General features: G+C 68.8%; 15 protein-coding genes. 11 read left to right on the top strand and 4 right to left on the bottom strand.

Annotated features, from left to right (window positions below):
• Positions 1-50: 50 nt before the first annotated feature.
• The 11 genes from AC1RGU_RS25675 to AC1RGU_RS25625 all read left to right on the top strand — a co-directional run bounded on the left by AC1RGU_RS25675 (position 51) and on the right by AC1RGU_RS25625 (position 12,247).
• Entirely contained in the window at positions 51-1,505 is a 1,455-nt protein-coding gene (locus AC1RGU_RS25675; RefSeq protein WP_492698988.1) for an amidase, read from the top strand.
• A 56-nt stretch (positions 1,506-1,561) separates the two neighbouring features.
• On the top strand, positions 1,562-2,545 hold the full coding sequence (locus AC1RGU_RS25670) for a Bug family tripartite tricarboxylate transporter substrate binding protein (protein ID WP_159273606.1): 984 nt from the start codon (positions 1,562-1,564) through the stop codon (positions 2,543-2,545).
• A gap of 107 nt (positions 2,546-2,652) precedes the next feature.
• Positions 2,653-3,963, top strand: coding sequence for an ABC transporter substrate-binding protein (locus AC1RGU_RS25665; protein ID WP_307636095.1), 1,311 nt, complete (start codon positions 2,653-2,655; stop codon positions 3,961-3,963).
• Positions 3,960-4,715 (top strand): ABC transporter ATP-binding protein, encoded by a 756-nt coding sequence (locus tag AC1RGU_RS25660; RefSeq protein ID WP_492698986.1) that lies wholly within the window; start codon positions 3,960-3,962, stop codon positions 4,713-4,715. Before AC1RGU_RS25665 ends, AC1RGU_RS25660 begins: the two co-directional genes overlap by 4 nt.
• Entirely contained in the window at positions 4,702-5,400 is a 699-nt protein-coding gene (locus tag AC1RGU_RS25655) for an ABC transporter ATP-binding protein (protein ID WP_492698984.1), read from the top strand. Before AC1RGU_RS25660 ends, AC1RGU_RS25655 begins: the two co-directional genes overlap by 14 nt.
• 13 nt (positions 5,401-5,413) lie before the next feature.
• Positions 5,414-6,280, top strand: coding sequence for a branched-chain amino acid ABC transporter permease (locus AC1RGU_RS25650; RefSeq protein WP_062477701.1), 867 nt, complete (start codon positions 5,414-5,416; stop codon positions 6,278-6,280).
• Positions 6,281-6,290: 10 nt separating this feature from the next.
• On the top strand, positions 6,291-7,325 hold the full coding sequence (locus AC1RGU_RS25645; protein ID WP_492698983.1) for a branched-chain amino acid ABC transporter permease: 1,035 nt from the start codon (positions 6,291-6,293) through the stop codon (positions 7,323-7,325).
• Complete coding sequence (locus AC1RGU_RS25640; RefSeq protein ID WP_492698981.1) at positions 7,322-8,434, top strand: class II histone deacetylase; 1,113 nt, start codon at positions 7,322-7,324, stop codon at positions 8,432-8,434. Before AC1RGU_RS25645 ends, AC1RGU_RS25640 begins: the two co-directional genes overlap by 4 nt.
• Before the next feature lie 63 nt (positions 8,435-8,497).
• The gene (locus tag AC1RGU_RS25635) at positions 8,498-9,127 is read left to right on the top strand and encodes a CHAP domain-containing protein (protein ID WP_492698979.1); all 630 of its coding nucleotides are present in this window, start codon (positions 8,498-8,500) and stop codon (positions 9,125-9,127) included.
• A 20-nt stretch (positions 9,128-9,147) separates the two neighbouring features.
• Positions 9,148-9,915 (top strand): class II glutamine amidotransferase, encoded by a 768-nt coding sequence (locus AC1RGU_RS25630; protein WP_062477710.1) that lies wholly within the window; start codon positions 9,148-9,150, stop codon positions 9,913-9,915.
• A gap of 115 nt (positions 9,916-10,030) precedes the next feature.
• Positions 10,031-12,247: a TonB-dependent receptor gene (locus AC1RGU_RS25625; RefSeq protein WP_492698977.1), complete on the top strand. Its 2,217-nt coding sequence runs from the start codon at positions 10,031-10,033 to the stop codon at positions 12,245-12,247.
• On the opposite strand, the gene gshB is transcribed toward AC1RGU_RS25625, so the two are convergent.
• From gshB to gshA, 4 genes are all read right to left on the bottom strand, one after another.
• Positions 12,248-13,201 (bottom strand): glutathione synthase, encoded by a 954-nt coding sequence (gshB, locus tag AC1RGU_RS25620; RefSeq protein WP_492698975.1) that lies wholly within the window; start codon positions 13,199-13,201, stop codon positions 12,248-12,250. It abuts the gene before it with no gap.
• Positions 13,201-14,484, bottom strand: coding sequence for a benzoate/H(+) symporter BenE family transporter (locus AC1RGU_RS25615; protein WP_492698974.1), 1,284 nt, complete (start codon positions 14,482-14,484; stop codon positions 13,201-13,203). The genes gshB and AC1RGU_RS25615 overlap by 1 nt, the downstream gene beginning before the upstream one ends.
• 41 nt (positions 14,485-14,525) lie before the next feature.
• Positions 14,526-16,394, bottom strand: a complete 1,869-nt coding sequence (locus tag AC1RGU_RS25610; RefSeq protein ID WP_492698972.1) for a potassium transporter Kup — start codon at positions 16,392-16,394, stop codon at positions 14,526-14,528.
• 156 nt (positions 16,395-16,550) lie between these two features.
• A complete protein-coding gene (gene gshA, locus AC1RGU_RS25605) occupies positions 16,551-17,867 on the bottom strand; it encodes a glutamate--cysteine ligase (protein WP_062477724.1) in 1,317 nt (438 codons plus the stop codon).
• Positions 17,868-17,956 lie beyond the last annotated feature (89 nt).

The following is a 17,956-nucleotide window of genomic DNA, read 5'->3' as shown; positions in this document are numbered from 1 at the left end:
CCGTTTTTTGATACCTGCTTGCGGAGGCGGTCGCTATCGTTGACCGCCATATGTCCGCCACGCTGCCACCCCTTCCCAGCGCCCGTTCGCTCGCCGCCGCCCTGCAACGCCGCGAGCTCTCGTGCCGCGAACTGATGCAGACCTGCCTCGCGCGCATCGAGCGCTTCAACCCGCAGGTCAACGCGCTGGTGTCGCTGCAAGCGCCCGAGGAGATGCTGCGCCAGGCCGATGCCTGCGATACACAGTTGGCGCGCGGCGACGCGGTGGGCCGGCTGCACGGCTTCCCGATGGCGCCGAAGGATTTCGTCGCCACCGCCGGCCTGCCCACCACCATGGGCAGCCCGGTGTTCGCCAAGCAGGTCACGCCGCACGACGCGATCATGGTCGAGAGGCTGCGCCGCGCCGGCGCGCTCTTCGTGGGCCGCAGCAACACGCCCGAGTTCGGCCTGGGCTCGCACACCTACAACACGGTGTTCGGCACCACGCGCAACGCATGGAACCTCGACCACGCAGCCGGCGGCAGCAGCGGCGGCGCGGCGGTGGCGCTCGCGCTGCACATGCTGCCGGTGACCGACGGCAGCGACATGATGGGTTCGCTGCGCAACCCCGCGGCCTGGAACCACATCTACGGCCTGCGCCCGTCGCTGGGTCGCGTGCCCACCGGGCCGGGGCCGGAGCTGTTCTTCCAGCAGCTGGGCTGCGAAGGGCCGATGGGCCGCACGCCCGAGGACGTGGCCTGGCTGCTGTCGGTGCAGGCCGGTTACGACGCGCGCTCGCCGCTGAGCTTGGCCGGCGACGGCGAGGCCTTCGCGCAACCGCTCGATGCGGAACTGCGCGGCCAGCGCATCGCGTGGCTCGGCGACCTCGGCGGCCACCTGCCGATGGACCCGGGCGTGATGGCGCTGTGCGAATCGGCGCTGCGGCATTTCGACACGCTGGGCTGCAGCGTCGCACCCGCCGTGCCCGCCTTCGACTTCAACGCCCTGTGGACCGCCTGGCTGCGCCTGCGTGGCTTCATCGTCGCCGGGGCGCTGCGCGGGCTGCATGCCGACCCGGCCACGCGCGCGCAGCTCAAGCCTGAGGCCTGCTGGGAGATCGAACAGGGCGAGCGCCTGAGCGCCGCCGCGCTGCATGAGGCGGCCGTCACGCGCACGCAGTGGCATGCCGCGCTGCTGCAGCTCTTCGAACGCTTCGACTTCCTGGTGCTGCCGGCCGCGCAGGTGTTCCCGCTGCCGGTCGACACGCACTGGCCGCGCGAAGTCGGCGGCCGCGCCATGGACACCTACCACCGCTGGATGGAAGTGACCATCGGCCCCTCGCTCGCCGGCCTGCCCGCGATGGCGATCCCGGCCGGCTTCTCGCAGGCCGAGGGCACGCGCGGCCTGCCGATGGGCCTGCAGCTCATCGGCCGCCCCGGCGCCGACCTGGACGTGCTGCGCATGGCGCACGGCTGGCACCAGGCCGTGCCCTTCGCGAACGTGCAGTCGCCGCTGCTGCAGCAGTAGCAAGCCCCCTGTTTCCCGTACTCCGACACATCTCACACAACCCGAGGAGAGAACCCATGCGCAGACGTTCGCTGATTGCTGCCGGCCTGGCCGCCGGCCTGTCCCCCATCGCCCTGCCCGCCCTGGCGCAGGGCCTGGGGGGCAAGACCCTGAACCTGATCGTGCCCTACCCCGCGGGCGGCGGCTCCGACATCAATGCGCGCCTGGCCGCGCCCGAGCTGTCGCGGCTGCTGGGCCAGCCGGCCATCGTCGACAACGTGCCCGGCGCCAGCGGCTCGCTCGGCGTGATGAAGGCGGCGAATGCACCGGCCGACGGCTCGGCGCTGCTGGTGGGTTCGCCGATGGAGCTGATGCTCACGCCGCTCACGCTCAGCAGCGCGCGCTACAAGGCCGAGGACTTCCGTCCCATCGGCGTGATGGCCGTCACCTCGATGGTGCTGCTGGCGCGCAAGGACCTGGGCGCGGGCAGCGTCGACGAACTCATCGCACTGCTGCGCCGCCCCGACACGAAAGAGCTGAGCTACGGCAGCATCGGCCCGGGCTCGCTCTACCACCTGCTGGGCGAGCGCTTCATGCAGCAGACGGGCACCAAGATGCTGCACGTGCCCTACAAGGGCTTCGCACCGCTGGTGAACGACCTGCTGGGCGGGCAGATCGACCTGGTGTTTGCGCCGCTGGCCGGCAACGTGCCCGACCTGCTGGACGCCGGCAAGGTCAAGGCGCTGGGCATCGCGGCCTCGGCGCCGCACGAGCGCTTCACGGCCATTCCGCTGATCCGCAACAGCAAGGGCCTGGACGACTTCGTCTACAGCCTGTGGGCGGGCATCCAGGTCTCGCACCGCGTGCCCGAGGAGGCGCAGCAGCGGCTGCACACGGCCTTCAACCAGATGATGCTCAAGCCCGAGCTGCGCCGCGCGCTGGAACTCGGCGGCAGCAAGGTGGCGCCCGAACAGACGCTGGCCGAGCTGCGCCGCGGCTACCAGGCCGACATGGAGCGCTACCGCGCCATCGCCAAGTCGGTGAACCTGCGGCCCGAATGACATCCGCGGGCACGGGCCCGCGTTTTGCCAGTTTTCGATAACGCCGCGGCGGCGCGCAGAGAGAGGATGCGGACCTGTCCATCCTTCATCCGCCAAGGAGAACCGCCATGTCCGCCGACCTTTTCCCCGCAGCCTCTGGCGCCCTCACGCGCCGCCAACTCGTCATCGGCGGCGGCGCGGCCGCGCTGGCCGGCGTGCCTGCGCTGGCGCATGCGCAATCGAAGACGATCAAGATCGGCTACCTCACCACGCTGTCGGGCGTTCGCGCCAACTTCGGCGAGGCCGACCCCTGGAGCCTGGAGCGCGTGCGCGCCGCGCTGAAAGACGGCCTGACCATCGGCGGCACGACCTACAAGGTGGAGATCGTGGTGCGCGACACCCAGTCCGACGCCAACCGCGGCGCCACCATGTCCAGCGAACTGCTGCTGCGCGAGAAGGTCGATCTGCTGCTGGTGCAGGACAGCGACGCCGCATTGGCCGCCGGCCAGCTGTGCGACGTCAACGGCGTGCCGATGGTGTCGACCATGGGGCCGTGGCAGGCCATCACCTTCGGTCGCGGCTCCACGCCGCAAAAAGGCTTTCCGTTCTCGTTCCATTTCTTCTGGGGCGCCGACGACGTGCTGAAGAACTTCTTCGGCATGTGGGAGCCGCTGAAGGTGGAGCGCACGCTGGGCACGCTGTACATCGACAACGGCCCGGGCCACGCCTTCGCCGATCCGGCCACGGGCATCCCGGGCGGCGCGAAACAGCGCGGCTACAAGGAGACCAACGGCGGCTTCTTCAAGATCGCGACCGACGACTTCAGCAACCAGGTGTCGAGCTTCAAGGCGGCGCGCGCGAACATCGTCTCGGGCTTTGCCTATGCCAACCACTTCGCCACCTTCTGGAAGCAGGCGCAGCAGGCGGGCTACCGGCCCGAGGTGGTGACGATGGCGGCGTCGTTCCTGTTCCCGAGCGCGGTGGAGTCGCTGGGCGCGGCGGGCAACGGCATGTCGACCGAGGTCTGGTGGACGCCCAACTTCCCGTTCAAGTCGTCGCTGACGGGCCAGAGCGCCAAGGCGCTGGCGGCCGACTGGGAGGCCACCACGGGCAAGCAATGGACGCAGCCCATCGGCTACGGCCATGCGCTGTTCGAGGTCGGCATTGCCGCGCTGAAGAACGCCACCAACCCGAAGGACAAGAAGGCCGTGCGCGACGCGCTGGCCAACCTGCAGCTCGATTCGGTGGTGGGACGCATCGACTTCAAGGGCAGCCCGATCAAGAGCGTGGCCGTCACGCCGATGGTGGCGGGCCAGTGGCGCAAGACCAAGGCGGGCAGCAAGTTCCCGTACGAGCTGGTCATCACGCACAACAGCACCGCGAAGCAGATTCCGGTGGAAGACGAGCTCAAGCTGCTGTCGCAGCTGAAAGCTGCATGACCGACTGCCTCGTCATCGACGGCCTGTGCAAGCGCTACGGCGAGATCGTCGTGGCCGACCAGGTGGCGCTCTCGCTCGCGCGCGGCCAGTGCCTGGGCGTGGTCGGGCCGAACGGCGCGGGCAAGAGTTCGCTGTTCAACCTGATCACCGGCGTGGCCGTGCCCGACGCGGGCAGCATCCGCCTCGAAGGCCACGAACTCGTCGGGCTGCGCGCCGATGCGCGGGCGCGGCTGGGCGTGGCGCGCGCCTTCCAGATCCCGCAGCCCTTCGCGCACCTGAGCGCCTACGAGAACGCACTGGCCGCCGCCACCTTCGCCGCGCGGCTGCCGCGCGCGCAGGCCGCGCGCCAGGCCTGGGCCGTGCTGGAACGCACCGGGCTGGCCGACCGCGCCGACGTGCCGGCCGGCCGCCTGCCACTGCTGGACCGCAAGCGGCTCGAACTGGCCAAGGGCCTGGCGGCGCGGCCGCACCTGCTGCTGCTCGACGAGATCGCCGGCGGCCTCACCGAGGCCGAGGTGCAGGTGCTGGTGGCGCTGGTGCTCGAACTGAAGCAGGACGTGGCGATGATCTGGATCGAACACATCGCGCAGGCCTTGATGGCCGTGGCCGACCGCATCATGGTGCTGAACTTCGGCCGCAAGCTGCTGGAAGACACACCCGCCGCCGCCATGGCCAGCCGCGAGGTGCGCGAGGTCTACATGGGCGTGGGCGATGAAGACACCTTGCAGGAGAGCACCCATGCCGCTGCTTGAAGTGCGCGACCTGTGCAGCCACTACGGCGACCTGCAGGCGCTGTTCGACCTCTCGCTCGACGTGGCGGAAGGCGAGGCCACCGCGCTCATCGGCGCCAACGGCGCGGGCAAGTCGACGCTGATCCGCGCCATTGCCGGGCTGGGCTCGCGCAGCCGCGGCGGCATCCGCTTCGACGGCCAGGCCATCGAGGCCGAGCCGGCCGAGCGCATCGCGCGCCGGGGCATCGCGCTGGTGCCCGAGGGGCGGATGCTGTTCCCCTCGCTCACCGTGGAAGAGAACCTGCGCATGGGCGCACTGTGCGGCCGCACGGGCCACTGGACGCTGTCCACCGTGTACGCGCTCTTCCCCATCCTGCAGGAGTTCCGCCACCGGCCGGCCACGCAGCTGTCGGGCGGGCAGCAGCAGATGGTGAGCATCGGCCGCGCCCTCATGGCCAACCCGCGCCTGATGCTGTGCGATGAAATCTCGCTCGGCCTCGCGCCCGTGGTCATCGAGCAGATCTACCGCGCCTTCGGCGACATCCGCGCGCAGGGCACGGCGCTGCTCGTGGTGGAGCAGGACGTGACGCGCGCCTGCCGCATCGCGCAGCGCGTGTACTGCCTGCTCAAGGGACGCGTCACGCTGGCAGGCCGCGCGTCGGACTTCAGCGCCGCGCAGATCGCCAACGCCTACTTCGGACACTGAACACCTCCCCACCATGGCCTGGCTCGAAACCCTCATCAACGGCGTGCTGCTCGGCGGCCTCTACGCGCTCTTCGGCCTCGGGCTGGCGCTGGTCTTCGGCGTGATGCGCATGGTCAATCTCGCGCACGGCGAGTTCGTGGTGCTGGCGGCGTACTTCGCGGTGTTCCTGGCCACGCAGTTCCCCGGCGTGTCGCCGCTCTTCTTCATCGCGCCGGTGGCGCTGGCGGCCTTCGGCATGGGCTACCTGCTGCAGCGGCTGCTGCTGAACCGCGCGGTGGCCACCGACGATCCGCTCACGCCGGTGCTGGTCACCTTCGGCATCGCGGTGGTTCTGCGCAACCTGATGGTCGAGCTGTTCGGCGCCGACCCGCGCGCACTCGACGGCGGCGCGCTGGCCACGGCGGGCTTCGAGATCGGCGGGCTGCGCATCGGCTGGTACCCGGTGCTGGTGCTGGTGCTCGCGGTGCTGGCCTTCGGCGCGCTGCAGTGGCTGCTGCAGCACTCGCGCTTCGGGCTGGTGGTGCGCGCCACCTCGGACCACCGCGAGATCGTGCGCACGATGGGCGTGCGCCCGCGCCATGTGTATGCGGTGGTGATGGGGCTGTCGCTGGCCTTCGCGTCGGTGGCGGGGCTGCTGCTGGCGCTGCGCACCTCGTTCACGCCGTTCTCGGGCGTGGAGCGGCTCTTGGGCGCGTTCGAGGTCGTGATCATCGGCGGCCTGGGCTCGTTCCGCTGGGCGCTGGTCGGCGGCATCGCGCTGGGCGTGGCGCAGCTCGTGGGCCAGCGGCTCGATTCCAACGCGGGCGCGCTGTACGCCCACCTGCTGTTCTTCGCGGTCCTGATGGTGCGCCCCAATGGCATCGCTGGCGCACGCACCTGAGATGACTTCGATGCGCCATCCGTCCCTCGCCCCCTGGCTCGGCTTCACCGCTGCGGCCCTTGCCATCGCCTTCGCGCCCACCGTGGCCGACGGCGGCCTGCTGCGCCTGCTCAGCGAGGTGCTGATCACGCTGGCCATGGCCCAGATGTGGAACCTGCTGGCCGGCTACACCGGGCTGGTGTCGATGGGCCACCAGGCCTTTGCCGGCATCGGCGCCTACCTGCTGTTCGTGGCCTCCGACCGGCTGGGCATCTCGCCCTACTGGATGGTGCCGGTGGCGGGCCTGGGCGGCGCGCTGCTGGCCGCCGTGGTGGCGCCGCTGATGTTCCGCCTGCGCGATGCCTACTTCTCGATCGGCATGTGGGTGCTGGCCGAGATCGTGCGCCTGCTGGTCGCCAAGTTCCCGCTGTTCGGCGGCGAATCGGGCGTGCCGCTGCAGGCGGTGCGGCTGGTGGAGGCCGAGACCTTCCAGCAGAACGCGTTCTGGATCTCGGGCGCCATCGGCCTGGCAGCAGTGGCCGGCGTGTACCTGCTGATGCGCTCGCCCTTCGGCCTGGGGCTGATGGCGGTGCGCGACAACGAACTGGCCGCCACGAGCATCGGCGTGAACGTGTGGCGCAACCGCTTCATCGCGTTCGTGCTGTCGGGGCTGGGCTTCGGGCTGGCCGGCGGGGCGCACTTCATGGGGACGATGTTCGTCTCGCCCGACTCGGCCTTCGACATCAACTGGGTGGTGACGGCGATGTTCATCGTGATCATCGGCGGCATCGGCACCATCGAGGGGCCGCTGATCGGCACGGTCATCTACTTCGGGCTGCGCGAGCTGTTCAACACCTGGTTCGCGATGTCGGGCGGCTGGTACCTGATCGCGATGGGCTGCATCGCCATCGCGGTCATGCTGCTGGCACCGCGCGGCCTGTGGGGCCTGGCGCGCGAACGCTGGGGCTGGCGCGGCCTGAGCGTGCAGCGCCATCCGCCGCCGCGCGACGAGACGGCCCTTTCTTCTTCTCCCCTTCCTCCCTCCACGCAAGGACGCACCGCATGAAGACCACCGCCTTCTTTCACGACGAACGCACCTTCTGGCACGTGCCCGGCGGGCTGCATGCCCTGTTCCTGCCGGTGGGCGGCTGGGTGCAGCCCATGGCCGGCAGCGGCATGGCCGAGTCGCCCGATTCCAAGCGGCGCATCAAGTCGCTGATGGACGTGTCGGGCCTGAGCGCGCAGCTCGACGTGCTGAGCGCGCCGATGGCCAGCGAAGAAGACCTGCAGCGCGTGCACCCCGCCAGCTACCTGCAGAAGTTCAAGGCCGCCAGCGACGCCGGCGGCGGCGACCTGGGCGAGGTCGCGCCCTTCGGCCCGGGCAGCTACGAGATTGCGAAGCTCTCGACCGGGCTGGCCATTGCCGCGATGGACAGCGTGCTGCAGGGCCGCCACCGCAACGCCTTCGCGCTCACGCGCCCGCCGGGCCACCACTGCCTGCGCGAGCACAGCATGGGTTTCTGCCTGTTCAACAACATCGCGGTCGCCATCGAGACCATGAAGGCGCGCCACGGCCTGGGCCGCGTGGCCGTGATCGACTGGGACGTGCACCACGGCAACGGCACGCAGGAAATCTTCTACGACCGCCCCGACGTGCTCACGCTGTCGCTGCACCAAGAGAACTGCTTCCCGCCCGGCTACAGCGGCGCCGAAGACCGGGGCACGGGCGCGGGGCTGGGCTTCAACGTCAACATCCCGCTGCAGCCCGGCGGCGGGCACGCGGCCTACATGCACGCCTTCGAGCGCATCGTGACGCCGGTGATCGACCGCTACCAGCCCGAGCTGATCGTGGTGGCGAGCGGGCTGGACGCCAACGGCGTCGATCCGCTGGCGCGCATGCAGCTGCACCCCGAGTCGTTCCGCCAGATGATGCGGCAGGTCAACACGCTGGCCGCGAAGCATTGCGACGGGCGCGTGGTGGTGGTGCACGAAGGCGGCTACTCGGAAGCCTGCGTGCCCTTCTGCGGGCTGGCGGTGGTGGAAGAACTGTCGGGCCACCGCACCGAGGTGGAAGACCCGTTCAGCGACTTCTTCGGGCTGCAGCAACCCTCGGCGCGCTTCGATGCGTTCCAGCGTGAATTGATTGGCGAGATGGCGGCGTTGCACGGGCTCTGAGACGTTCGCATGGACTAAGCTCGTCGCTGCCGGCCCGTGGCCGCGCGTCCTGCTTCAGAGTCCATGCCCCGTTTCATCTCCCGCCGCACCGTCGTCGTTCTTTCGGCCCTCGTCCTCGTCGCCCTGCTCGGCCTGTGGGGCGCGAGCCGCTTCAACGTCAACCCGGCGCACGCACCCGGCGAGGTGATCGACCAGTTCGAGGGCGTGCCGGTGTACTTCAACGGCGCCATCAACCACGTCGACGGGCGCAGCGTGGCGCCCGACGGCTACAACATCGGCCTGCGCTGGCAGTGCGTGGAGTTCGTCAAGCGTTACTACTACGAGCGCCACCAGCACCGCATGCCCGAGGCGCGCGGCCACGCCAAGGCCTTCTTCGACGCGGCCGTGGCCGATGGCGCGCTGAACGCGGCACGCAACCTGGTGCAGCACCGCAACGGCAGCGCGGTGGCGCCCGCCGTGGGCGACATCGTGGTGTTCGCGCCGTGGCTCTTCAATCCCTACGGCCACGTGGCGATCGTGTCGCGCGTGGACGCCGACGCAGTCGAGATCGTGCAGCAGAACCCCGGGCCCTTCGGCACCTCGCGCGAACGCCTGCCGCTGGTACTCGCTGAAGGGCGCACGCAGCTGGGCACCGAGCGCGTGCTGGGCTGGCTGCGGCTGCCCACCACTGCTGCTGCCTCCCCGAAACCCTGAATCGCGGTCTAATCACAGCCATGTGCCAATTGCTAGGGATGAACTGCAACACGCCGACCGACGTGACCTTCAGCTTCACGGGGTTCGCGCAGCGCGGTGGCCGCACCGACCACCATGCCGACGGCTGGGGCATCGCGTTCTTCGAGGACCGCGGGCTGCGCCACTTCGTCGACCACCAGCCGGCCTGCGAGTCGCCGGTGGCCGAGCTGATCCGGCGCTACCCGATCCAGAGCCGCAACGTCATCGCGCACATCCGCAAGGCGACGCAGGGCGAGGTCAACCTGCAGAACTGCCACCCCTTCGTGCGCGAGCTGTGGGGCCGCTACTGGGTGTTCGCCCACAACGGCGACCTGAAGGACTTCCGTCCGCGCCTGCACGGCAACTTCCATCCGGTGGGCAACACCGACAGCGAGCACGCCTTCTGCTGGATCATGCAGGAGCTGGCCAAGTCGCACGCGGGCGTGCCCAGCGTCGAGGAGCTCACGCTCACGCTGCGCGAACTGGCGCCGCAGCTGGCCGCGCATGGCACCTTCAACTTCATGCTGTCGAACGGGCAGGCGCTGTGGGCGCATGCCTCCACCAACCTCTGGTACGTGGAACGCCGCCACCCTTTCGTGACGGCGCAGCTCTCGGACGAAGACCTGGAGATCGACTTCGCCCAGCACACCACGCCCACCGACCGCGTGGCCGTGGTGGTGACGGCGCCGCTCACCACCAACGAGACCTGGACGCCCTTCGCCTCGGGCGAGTTGCATGTGTTCGTGGACGGCCAACGGATGCCACGCTGAGGCCTGACATTCAGTCTTTTGGCTGACACTTTTTTGCAACAACGCAAGAAAGTATCGATGAGTGAGTGCAAACAATGAACAATAACTGTTCTCATTTGCATCCGGTCGATCTTTCATGCCCGCTCCTCGTTTCTTTCTCCGCCCGACCGTTGCCGCCTCGCTGCTGGCCCTTCACGCCCTGACGGCCCTGGCGCAGACACCGCCCGCCGAACCGGCGGCCCCCGCCAGCGGCACGCTGAGCACCGTCACCGTCGAAGCCAGCGCCGACGCCTCGGCCGAAGGCCTGACCAAGCCCTTCGCGGGCGGGCAGGTGGCACGCGGCGGGCGCGTGGGCATCCTGGGCAACCAAGACATGATGGATTCGCCCTTCTCCAGCACCAGCTACACGCACGAGCTGATCCAGAACCAGCAGGCCAAGAGCGTGGCCGACGTGCTGCAGAACGACCCCTCGGTGCGCGTGGCGCGCGGCTTCGGCAACTTCCAGGAGTCGTACTTCATCCGCGGCTTCGTGGTGAATTCGGACGACATTGCCTACAACGGCCTGTACGGCCTGCTGCCGCGCCAGTACATCTCGTCGGAGCTGTTCGAGCGCGTCGAGGTGCTGCGCGGCGCGAGCGCCTTCCTGAACGGCGCCACGCCCACGGGCGGCGGCATCGGCGGCAACATCAACCTGCTGCCCAAGCGCGCGCCGAACGATCCGCTCACGCAGGTCACGCTGGGCACGGCCAGCGGCTCGCAGAGCTATGTGTCGACCGACATCGCGCGCCGCTTCGGGCCCGACCAGAGCCTGGGCGTGCGCCTGAACGCGGCCCACCGCGACGGCGGCACCGGCGTGAACGCCGAGCAGGTCAAGCTCGACGTGGCCTCGGTCGGCTTCGACTGGCGCAGCCGCAACGCGCGCATCTCGGCGGACATCGGCCACCAGGAGCACCGGCTCACGCGCACGCGCCCGAACGTGACGCTCGGCGCCGGCGTGACGCGCGTGCCGTCCGCGCCCGACAACCAGCTGAACTACGCGCAGCCCTGGACCTACTCCAACGAGCGCGACACCTTCGGCTCGCTGCGCGGCGAGTACGACCTCACCGACAGCGTCACGGCCTGGATCGCCGGCGGCGCGCGCAAGAGCCACGAAGGCAATGCGCTGGCCGGCCTCACGCTCACGAACAACCTTGGCGCGGGCAACATGTCGCGCTTCGAGAACCAGCGCCAGGACAGCACCCGCACGGCCGAAGCCGGCGTGCGCGGCAAGTTCGCGACCGGCCCGGTGAACCACACGGTGGTGGCCTCGTATTCGTACTACCAGCTCAAGGAGAAGAACGCCTACAAGTGGGACTTCTTCAACCCCCTGAAGACCCACCTGTACGCGCCCATCGGCTACCCGATCCCGGCCTACACGGCGAGCGCGTTCCGCGGCAACGACATGGACAACCCCGCGCTGCTGACCCAGACGCGCCTGAGCAGCCTGGCGATCGGCGACACGCTGTCCTTCCTGGACGACCGCGCGCAGCTCACGCTCGGCGTGCGGCGCCAGAAGCTCGAAAGCACCGACTTCGCCTACGACACCGGCAAGCCCACCGCGTACGAGAAGAGCCGCACCAGCCCGATGGCCGGCTTCGTGTTCAAGCTGCAGCCGCAGGTGTCGCTGTACGCGAACTACATCGAGGGCCTGAGCAAGGGCGACACCGCACCCACGGTGTCGACCGGCGGCGCCGTGCGCAACGCAGGCACGCAGCTGTCGCCCTATGTGTCCAAGCAGAAAGAGATCGGCATCAAGTTCGACGGCGGCCGCATCGGCGGCGGCCTGGCCTTCTTCACCACCGACAAGCCGCGCGCCCTCGTCAACAGCGCCGGCTACTACGTGGCCGAAGGCCGCGACCGCCACCAGGGCCTGGAGCTGACCGCGTTCGGCGAAGCGGCCAAGGGCGTGCGCCTGATGGGCGGCATCACCTTCCTGGACGCCAAGCAGCGCGCCACGGGCGACGTCACGACCGACGGGCGCCGCGTCATCGGCATCGCGAAAACGCAGGGCACCCTGGGCGTGGAATGGGACGTGCCGGGCGTGCGCGGCCTGTCGCTGGACGGCCGCGTGGTGGCCACGGGCCCGAGCTACGCCGACGCCGCCAACACGCTGCGCGTGCCCGGCTGGACACGCTTCGATGTCGGCGCGCGCTACCTCACCGAGGTGGCCGGCAAGCTGGTGACGCTGCGTGCGCGCATCGACAACCTGACCAACCGGAACTACTGGGCCTCGGTGGGCGGCTACCCGAACAACGGCTACCTGGTGCTCGGCGCGCCGCGCACCTTCACGCTGTCGGCGTCGGTCGACTTCTGATCAAGCCGAGGCCAGGTGCGCCTCGAGCGCATCGATGAACATCTTCGGCACGTCGAAGCCGGTCTGCTCGGTGATCTCCTGAAAGCAGGTCGGACTGGTCACGTTGATCTCGGTGACCGCGTCGCCGATCACGTCGAGCCCGATCAGGAGCAGCCCGCGCGGCGCCAGCACCTTGCCGATGGCTTCGGCGATCTCGCGGTTGCGCGCCGTGAGCGGCTGGGCCACGCCCTTGCCGCCGGCCGCGAGGTTGCCGCGCACCTCGGTGCCCTGCGGAATGCGCGCCAGCACGAAGGGCGCGGGCTCGCCCGCGATGATCAGGATGCGCTTGTCGCCCTGCGTCACCTCGGGCACGAAGCGCTGCACCATGATGGTTTCGGCGCCGTCCTTGTTGAGCGTCTCGACGATGGAGCCGAGGTTCAGCGCATCCTGCTTGACGCGGAAGATGCCCATGCCGCCCATGCCGTCGAGCGGCTTGAGAATGATGTCGCCGTGCTCGGCATGGAAGTCGCGCACGGCCTGCGCGCTGCGCGTGACCAGCGTGGGCGTGACGAACTGCGGAAACTCCATGATCGCGAGCTTCTCGGGGTGGTCGCGCAGCGCGCGCGGCGAGTTGACCACCTTCGCGCCCTCGCGCTCGGCCTGCTGCAGCAGGTGCGTCGAATAGATGTACTCGGCGTCGAAGGGCGGGTCCTTGCGCATCAGCACGGCGTCGAAGTCCTTCAACGCCTTCGACTCGACGATGTCGACGCGGTACCAGTCCTTCGGGTCACCCGTCAGCGTGATCTGCTGCACCACGGCCGAGACGCGCCCGCCGGATTTCCACTGGATGTCCTGCGGCAGGCAGGCCGCGATGCGGTGGCCGCGGCGCTGGGCCTCGCGCATCATCGAGAAGGTCGTGTCCTTGTAGATCTTGAAGTGATCGAGCGGGTCGGCGACGAAGAGGATGTTTTTCATCAGGCGTTCTTTCCGGCGCCGGGAGCGGCGGCTGTGGAGGGGGTTTCTGGCGGCATGTTGCCGGAAGCGGCGATGTCCTTGCCGGCCGGGGCTTTTTCAACGGGCACCTGCACCTGTGCACGACCGACCTGCTGCACCGCCAGCGCCACCGCGCCGGCCACCACGCCCCAGAAGGCGGAGCCGATGCCGGCCAGCGTCACGCCCGAGAGCGTGACCAGGAAGGTGATGAGCGCGGCCTCGCGGTGGGCCTCGTCGCGCACCGCCGCCGCCAGCCCGCCGCCGATGGTGCCCAGCAGCGCCAGCCCGGCGATGGCCGCGACCAGCTCCTTGGGAAAGGCCGTGAGCAGGCCCGTGACGGCCGCGCCGAACAGGCCGATCACCACGTAGATGGCGCCGCAGCTCACGGCCGCCGTGTAGCGCCGCGCCGGGTCTTCGTGCGCCTCGCGGCCCATGCACATCGCGGCCGTGATGGCGCTCAGGTTGAGCGCGAAGGCGCCGAAGGGCGCGAGCACCAGCGTCGCGAGGCCGCTGATCGTGATGAGCTTGCTGACCGGCAGGTCGCTGTAGCCGCTGGCGCGGATCGCCGCCACGCCGGGCAGGTTCTGCGAGGCCATGGTCACGACGAACAGCGGCAGCGCCAGGCTCACGATGGCCTGCCAGGTGAAGACCGGCACCGTGAACACCGGCCAGGTGAGCGAGAAGTGCACGGCCGACCACGCCAGCTCGCCGCGCGCGGCCGTAAAGACGATGGCCACCAGCAGCGTGAGCGGCACCGCGTAGCGCGGCAGCAGGCGCTTGCCCACGAGGTAGGTGGCGAGCATCAGCAGCACCAGCGGCAGCGCGGTCTGCGCCGCCGTGAAGGCCGAGATGCCGAAGCGCGCGAGCACGCCGGCCAGCAGCGCCGAGGCGATGGCCATCGGGATCTTGTTCATCACGCGCTCGAACCAGCCCGTGGCGCCCGCGAGCACGATCAGCACCGCGCAGACGATGAAGGCGCCCACCGCCTCGCCCATGCCGTAGCCCGCGCCGGCCACGGCCAGCACCGCCGCACCGGGCGTGCTCCAGGCGATCATGACGGGCTTGCGCCACCACAGCGAGGGCAGCGCCGAGGCCAGCCCCATGCCGATGCCCAGCGCCCACATCCACGAGGCCGCCATCTCGGGCGTGGCGCCGAAGGCCTGGGCGGCCTGGAACACGATGGCCACCGAACTCGTGAAACCCACGAGCACGGCGACGAAGCCCGCGGTGAAGGCCGAAAGGCTCAGGTCCTTGAAGAATCGCATGCCGCGATTCTGCCGGGGCGCGCGGCCTGGCGCCGCGCGCCTCAGATCTCGATCTTCGAACCCAGCTCGACCACGGCGTTGTTGGGCAGGCCCAGGAAGGCCGCCGCGCCGCTCGCGTTGTGGTGCATCTGCGCGAACAGCTTCTCGCGCCAGGGCGCCATGCCGCTGCCCAGCGTGGGGATCACGACGTCGCGCGAGAGGAAGTAGCTGGTCGTCATCGGCTCGAGCTGGCAGCCGCGCATGCGTGCGTTGTCGAGCGCGCGCGGCAAGTCGATGTCGTTCTTGAAGCCGTAGTGCACGATCACCTGCCAGCAGTGGTTGCCCAGCGCCTCGATCTCGATGCGCTTGTCCATCGGAATCCAGGGCACCTCGTGGTTGCGCACGGTGACGAACATGTTCTGCTCGTGCAGCACCTTGTTGTGCTTGAGGTTGTGCAGCAGCGCGTTGGGCACCACGCCCGGTTCGGCCGTGAGGAACACGGCCGTGCCGTCCACGCGCGCGGGCGGGCTCATGAACACCGAGCCGAGAAAGGACTTGAGGTCGATCGCGTCCGCGTGCTGCGCTTCGCCCATGAGGCGTCGGCCTTCCTTCCAGGTGACCATCAGCGTGAACACGGCGCCGCCGATCAGCAGCGGGAACCAGCCGCCTTCGAACAGCTTGAGCAGGTTCGAAGCGAAGAACAGGAAGTCGACCACGAAGAAGATCGCGGTCGAGGCGATGCACAGCGCCAGCGGCAGCTTCCAGGCGTAGCGGATCACGAAGAAGGTCAGGATCGTGGTGATCAGCATGTCGGTGGTCACGGCGATGCCGTAGGCCGCGGCCAGGCTGCTCGAGGTGCGGAACATCACGACCGCCAGCACGATGGCCACGAACAGGCCCCAGTTGACCAGCGGGATGTAGATCTGGCCTGCCGTGCGCACGCTGGTGTGCTCGATGTTCAGGCGCGGCAGGTAGCCCAGCTGGATCACCTGGCGCGTGACGCTGAAGGCGCCAGTGATGAGCGCCTGCGAAGCGATCACCGTCGACAGCGTGGCCAGCAGCACGAGCGGAATGAGGGCCCATTCAGGCGCCATCATGAAGAACGGGTTCTTCACGGCCTCGGGGTTCTCCAGGAGCAGCGCGCCCTGGCCCAGGTAGTTGAGCGTGAGCGCCGGCATGACGACCGAGAACCACGCGATGCGGATCGGCTTCTTGCCGAAGTGGCCCAGGTCGGCGTACAGCGCCTCGGCGCCGGTCACGCACAGCACCATCGCGCCCAGCAGGATGAAGCTGGTGCCCGGGTTGTCCCAGATGAACTTCAGCGCGTACCAGGGGTTCAGCGCCTTGATGATCTCGGGGTGGTGCGCGATCTGCCACACGCCCAGCACGGCGATGGCCGCGAACCAGGCCAGCGTGACGGGGCCGAAGAACTTGCCGATGCCCGCCGTGCCGCGCTTTTGCACCGCGAACAGGCAGAACAGCACGACCAGGGTGATCGGGATCACGTAGTGCTTGAAGTGCGGTGACACCACCTCCAGGCCCTCGACCGCCGAGAGCACCGAGATGGCCGGCGTGATCACGCCGTCGCCATAGAAGAGCGAGGTGCCGAAGATGCCGACGATCAAGAGCAGCTGGCGCAGCCTGGGCTTGTCGGCCACGGCCTGGGAGGCCAGCGCGAGCATCGCGACCAGGCCGCCCTCGCCTTCGTTGTCGGCGCGCAGCACGAGCACGACGTACTTGATGGAGACGATGACCGTGAGGGTCCAGAAGAACATCGACAGGATGCCGTAGACGTTCTCCACGGTGAACGGCACATGGCCGTGACCGAAGACTTCCTTGACCGCATAGAGAACGCTGGTGCCGATGTCGCCATAGACGACGCCGATGGCGCCGACGATGAGGCCGGCAGAGATGTTTTTGGGGGCTGACACGGGGGTCGATGGGAAAAGGTTGGCTCGCAATGATCGACGCGTCAGTCACGCCGGGGTGCCGCGGCCGTGCCGCGCATCCCTCCGCCCTTTTGGTTCCGTTGCTGTGGGGCCGCTATTTTGCCGTTGCCCGCCGACGCCGCAACCCGCCCCCGCCGCTCATTCGTAGATTTCGGCGTCCGGATCGGTCGCTTCCATCTCGTAACTGGCCGCGACCATGGCCAGACGGCCCACCACGCCATACATGTAAAAACGGTTGGGGGCGCTGGCACCGGGCTTGGCACCCGGCTGCGGCAGTTGCGCGCTTTCCGAGAAGGCCAGCGGCACGTAGCTGGCGCCCGGCTGCTTGAGGTTCTCGTCGGCGGCGCGCTCGGCATGCACGCGGTAGAAGCCGCCCACCACGTAGCGGTCCATCATGTAGACCACCGGCTCGGCCACGCCGTTGTGCACGCGCTCGTTGGTGAGCACGCCTTCCTGCACGATCAGCTCGGTGGGCTCGCGCAGGTCGCGCCCGGCGCTGGTCTTGGCGGGCGACGAGGTGGCGGTGCGCGACTTGCCGATCAGCGCCTCGACCTCCTTGGCGTCGCGCACCGTGACCACGCCGGGGCTGCCGCTGCCGCTGTGGCCGCCCTTGACGACCACGAAGGGCTTCTCGTTGATGCCGTATTCCTTGTACTTGCGGCGCACCTTGGTGAGCACCGCGTCGACATGGCTGGTGAGCACGTCGATGCCGCGGCCCTCGGCCACGTCGACGCCTTCGGCGCGCGCGTAGATCGGGTTGATCAGCCAGGGGTCGATGCCCAGCAGCTTGCCGAAGCGCTTGCACAGCTCTTCGTAGCTGTGCAGGTGGTTGCTCTTGCGGCGCACCGACCAGCCCGCGTGCAGCGGCGGCAGCAGATACTGCTCGTGCAGGTCTTCGAGGATGCCGGGCGTTCCTGCAGAAAGCTCGTTGTTGAGCAAGATTGTGCAGGGATCGAAGTTCTTCAGGCCCAGGCGGCGCTTGGAACGCACCACCGGTTCGAGCGTCACGGTCTCGCCGTTGGGCAGCTCGATCTTCTTAGGCGACTTGATGGCCGGATCGATCGAGCCGATGCGCACATTGAGGCCCGCCATGTGGAAGATGCGCACCAATTGCGCGACGTTGGCGAGATAAAAGGTGTTTTTCGAATGGTTTTCAGGAATGACGAGCAGGTTGCGCGCCTCCGGACAGATCTTCTCGATGGCCGCCTGGGCGGCCTGCACCGCCAGCGGCAGCATTTCCTTGGTGAGGTTGTTCCAGCCGCCCGGGAACAGGTTGGTGTCGACCGGAGCCAGCTTGAAGCCCGCGTTGCGGATGTCGACGGCGCTGTAGAACGGCGGCGTGTGCTCCATCCACTCGAGGCGGAACCAGCGCTCGATGGCGGGCATCGAGTCGAGCACCCGCTGCTCCAGTTCGTTGATCGGGCCGGTCAGGGCAGTGACGAGATGCGGAACCATGCAGCGGCCTTGTTGGTTTTGTGCTTAAAGGTGGAGTGGAATTGTAGGATTTGGGGATGGCGCGCCCGATGACAAGCAGTCAAAGAGAA

It is taken from the genome of Variovorax sp. GW823-FHT02B07 (assembly GCF_058797695.1).
This window is presented reverse-complemented; position numbering and strand designations above follow the sequence as displayed.

Coding starts and splice junctions, on each gene's coding strand:
- AC1RGU_RS25675 (WP_492698988.1), top strand. CDS start 51: ATGTCCGCCACGCTGCCACCCCTTCCCAGCGCCCGTTCGCTCGCCGCC.
- AC1RGU_RS25670 (WP_159273606.1), top strand. CDS start 1,562: ATGCGCAGACGTTCGCTGATTGCTGCCGGCCTGGCCGCCGGCCTGTCC.
- AC1RGU_RS25665 (WP_307636095.1), top strand. CDS start 2,653: ATGTCCGCCGACCTTTTCCCCGCAGCCTCTGGCGCCCTCACGCGCCGC.
- AC1RGU_RS25660 (WP_492698986.1), top strand. CDS start 3,960: ATGACCGACTGCCTCGTCATCGACGGCCTGTGCAAGCGCTACGGCGAG.
- AC1RGU_RS25655 (WP_492698984.1), top strand. CDS start 4,702: ATGCCGCTGCTTGAAGTGCGCGACCTGTGCAGCCACTACGGCGACCTG.
- AC1RGU_RS25650 (WP_062477701.1), top strand. CDS start 5,414: ATGGCCTGGCTCGAAACCCTCATCAACGGCGTGCTGCTCGGCGGCCTC.
- AC1RGU_RS25645 (WP_492698983.1), top strand. CDS start 6,291: ATGCGCCATCCGTCCCTCGCCCCCTGGCTCGGCTTCACCGCTGCGGCC.
- AC1RGU_RS25640 (WP_492698981.1), top strand. CDS start 7,322: ATGAAGACCACCGCCTTCTTTCACGACGAACGCACCTTCTGGCACGTG.
- AC1RGU_RS25635 (WP_492698979.1), top strand. CDS start 8,498: ATGCCCCGTTTCATCTCCCGCCGCACCGTCGTCGTTCTTTCGGCCCTC.
- AC1RGU_RS25630 (WP_062477710.1), top strand. CDS start 9,148: ATGTGCCAATTGCTAGGGATGAACTGCAACACGCCGACCGACGTGACC.
- AC1RGU_RS25625 (WP_492698977.1), top strand. CDS start 10,031: ATGCCCGCTCCTCGTTTCTTTCTCCGCCCGACCGTTGCCGCCTCGCTG.
- gshB (WP_492698975.1), bottom strand. CDS start 13,201: ATGAAAAACATCCTCTTCGTCGCCGACCCGCTCGATCACTTCAAGATC.
- AC1RGU_RS25615 (WP_492698974.1), bottom strand. CDS start 14,484: ATGCGATTCTTCAAGGACCTGAGCCTTTCGGCCTTCACCGCGGGCTTC.
- gshA (WP_062477724.1), bottom strand. CDS start 17,867: ATGGTTCCGCATCTCGTCACTGCCCTGACCGGCCCGATCAACGAACTG.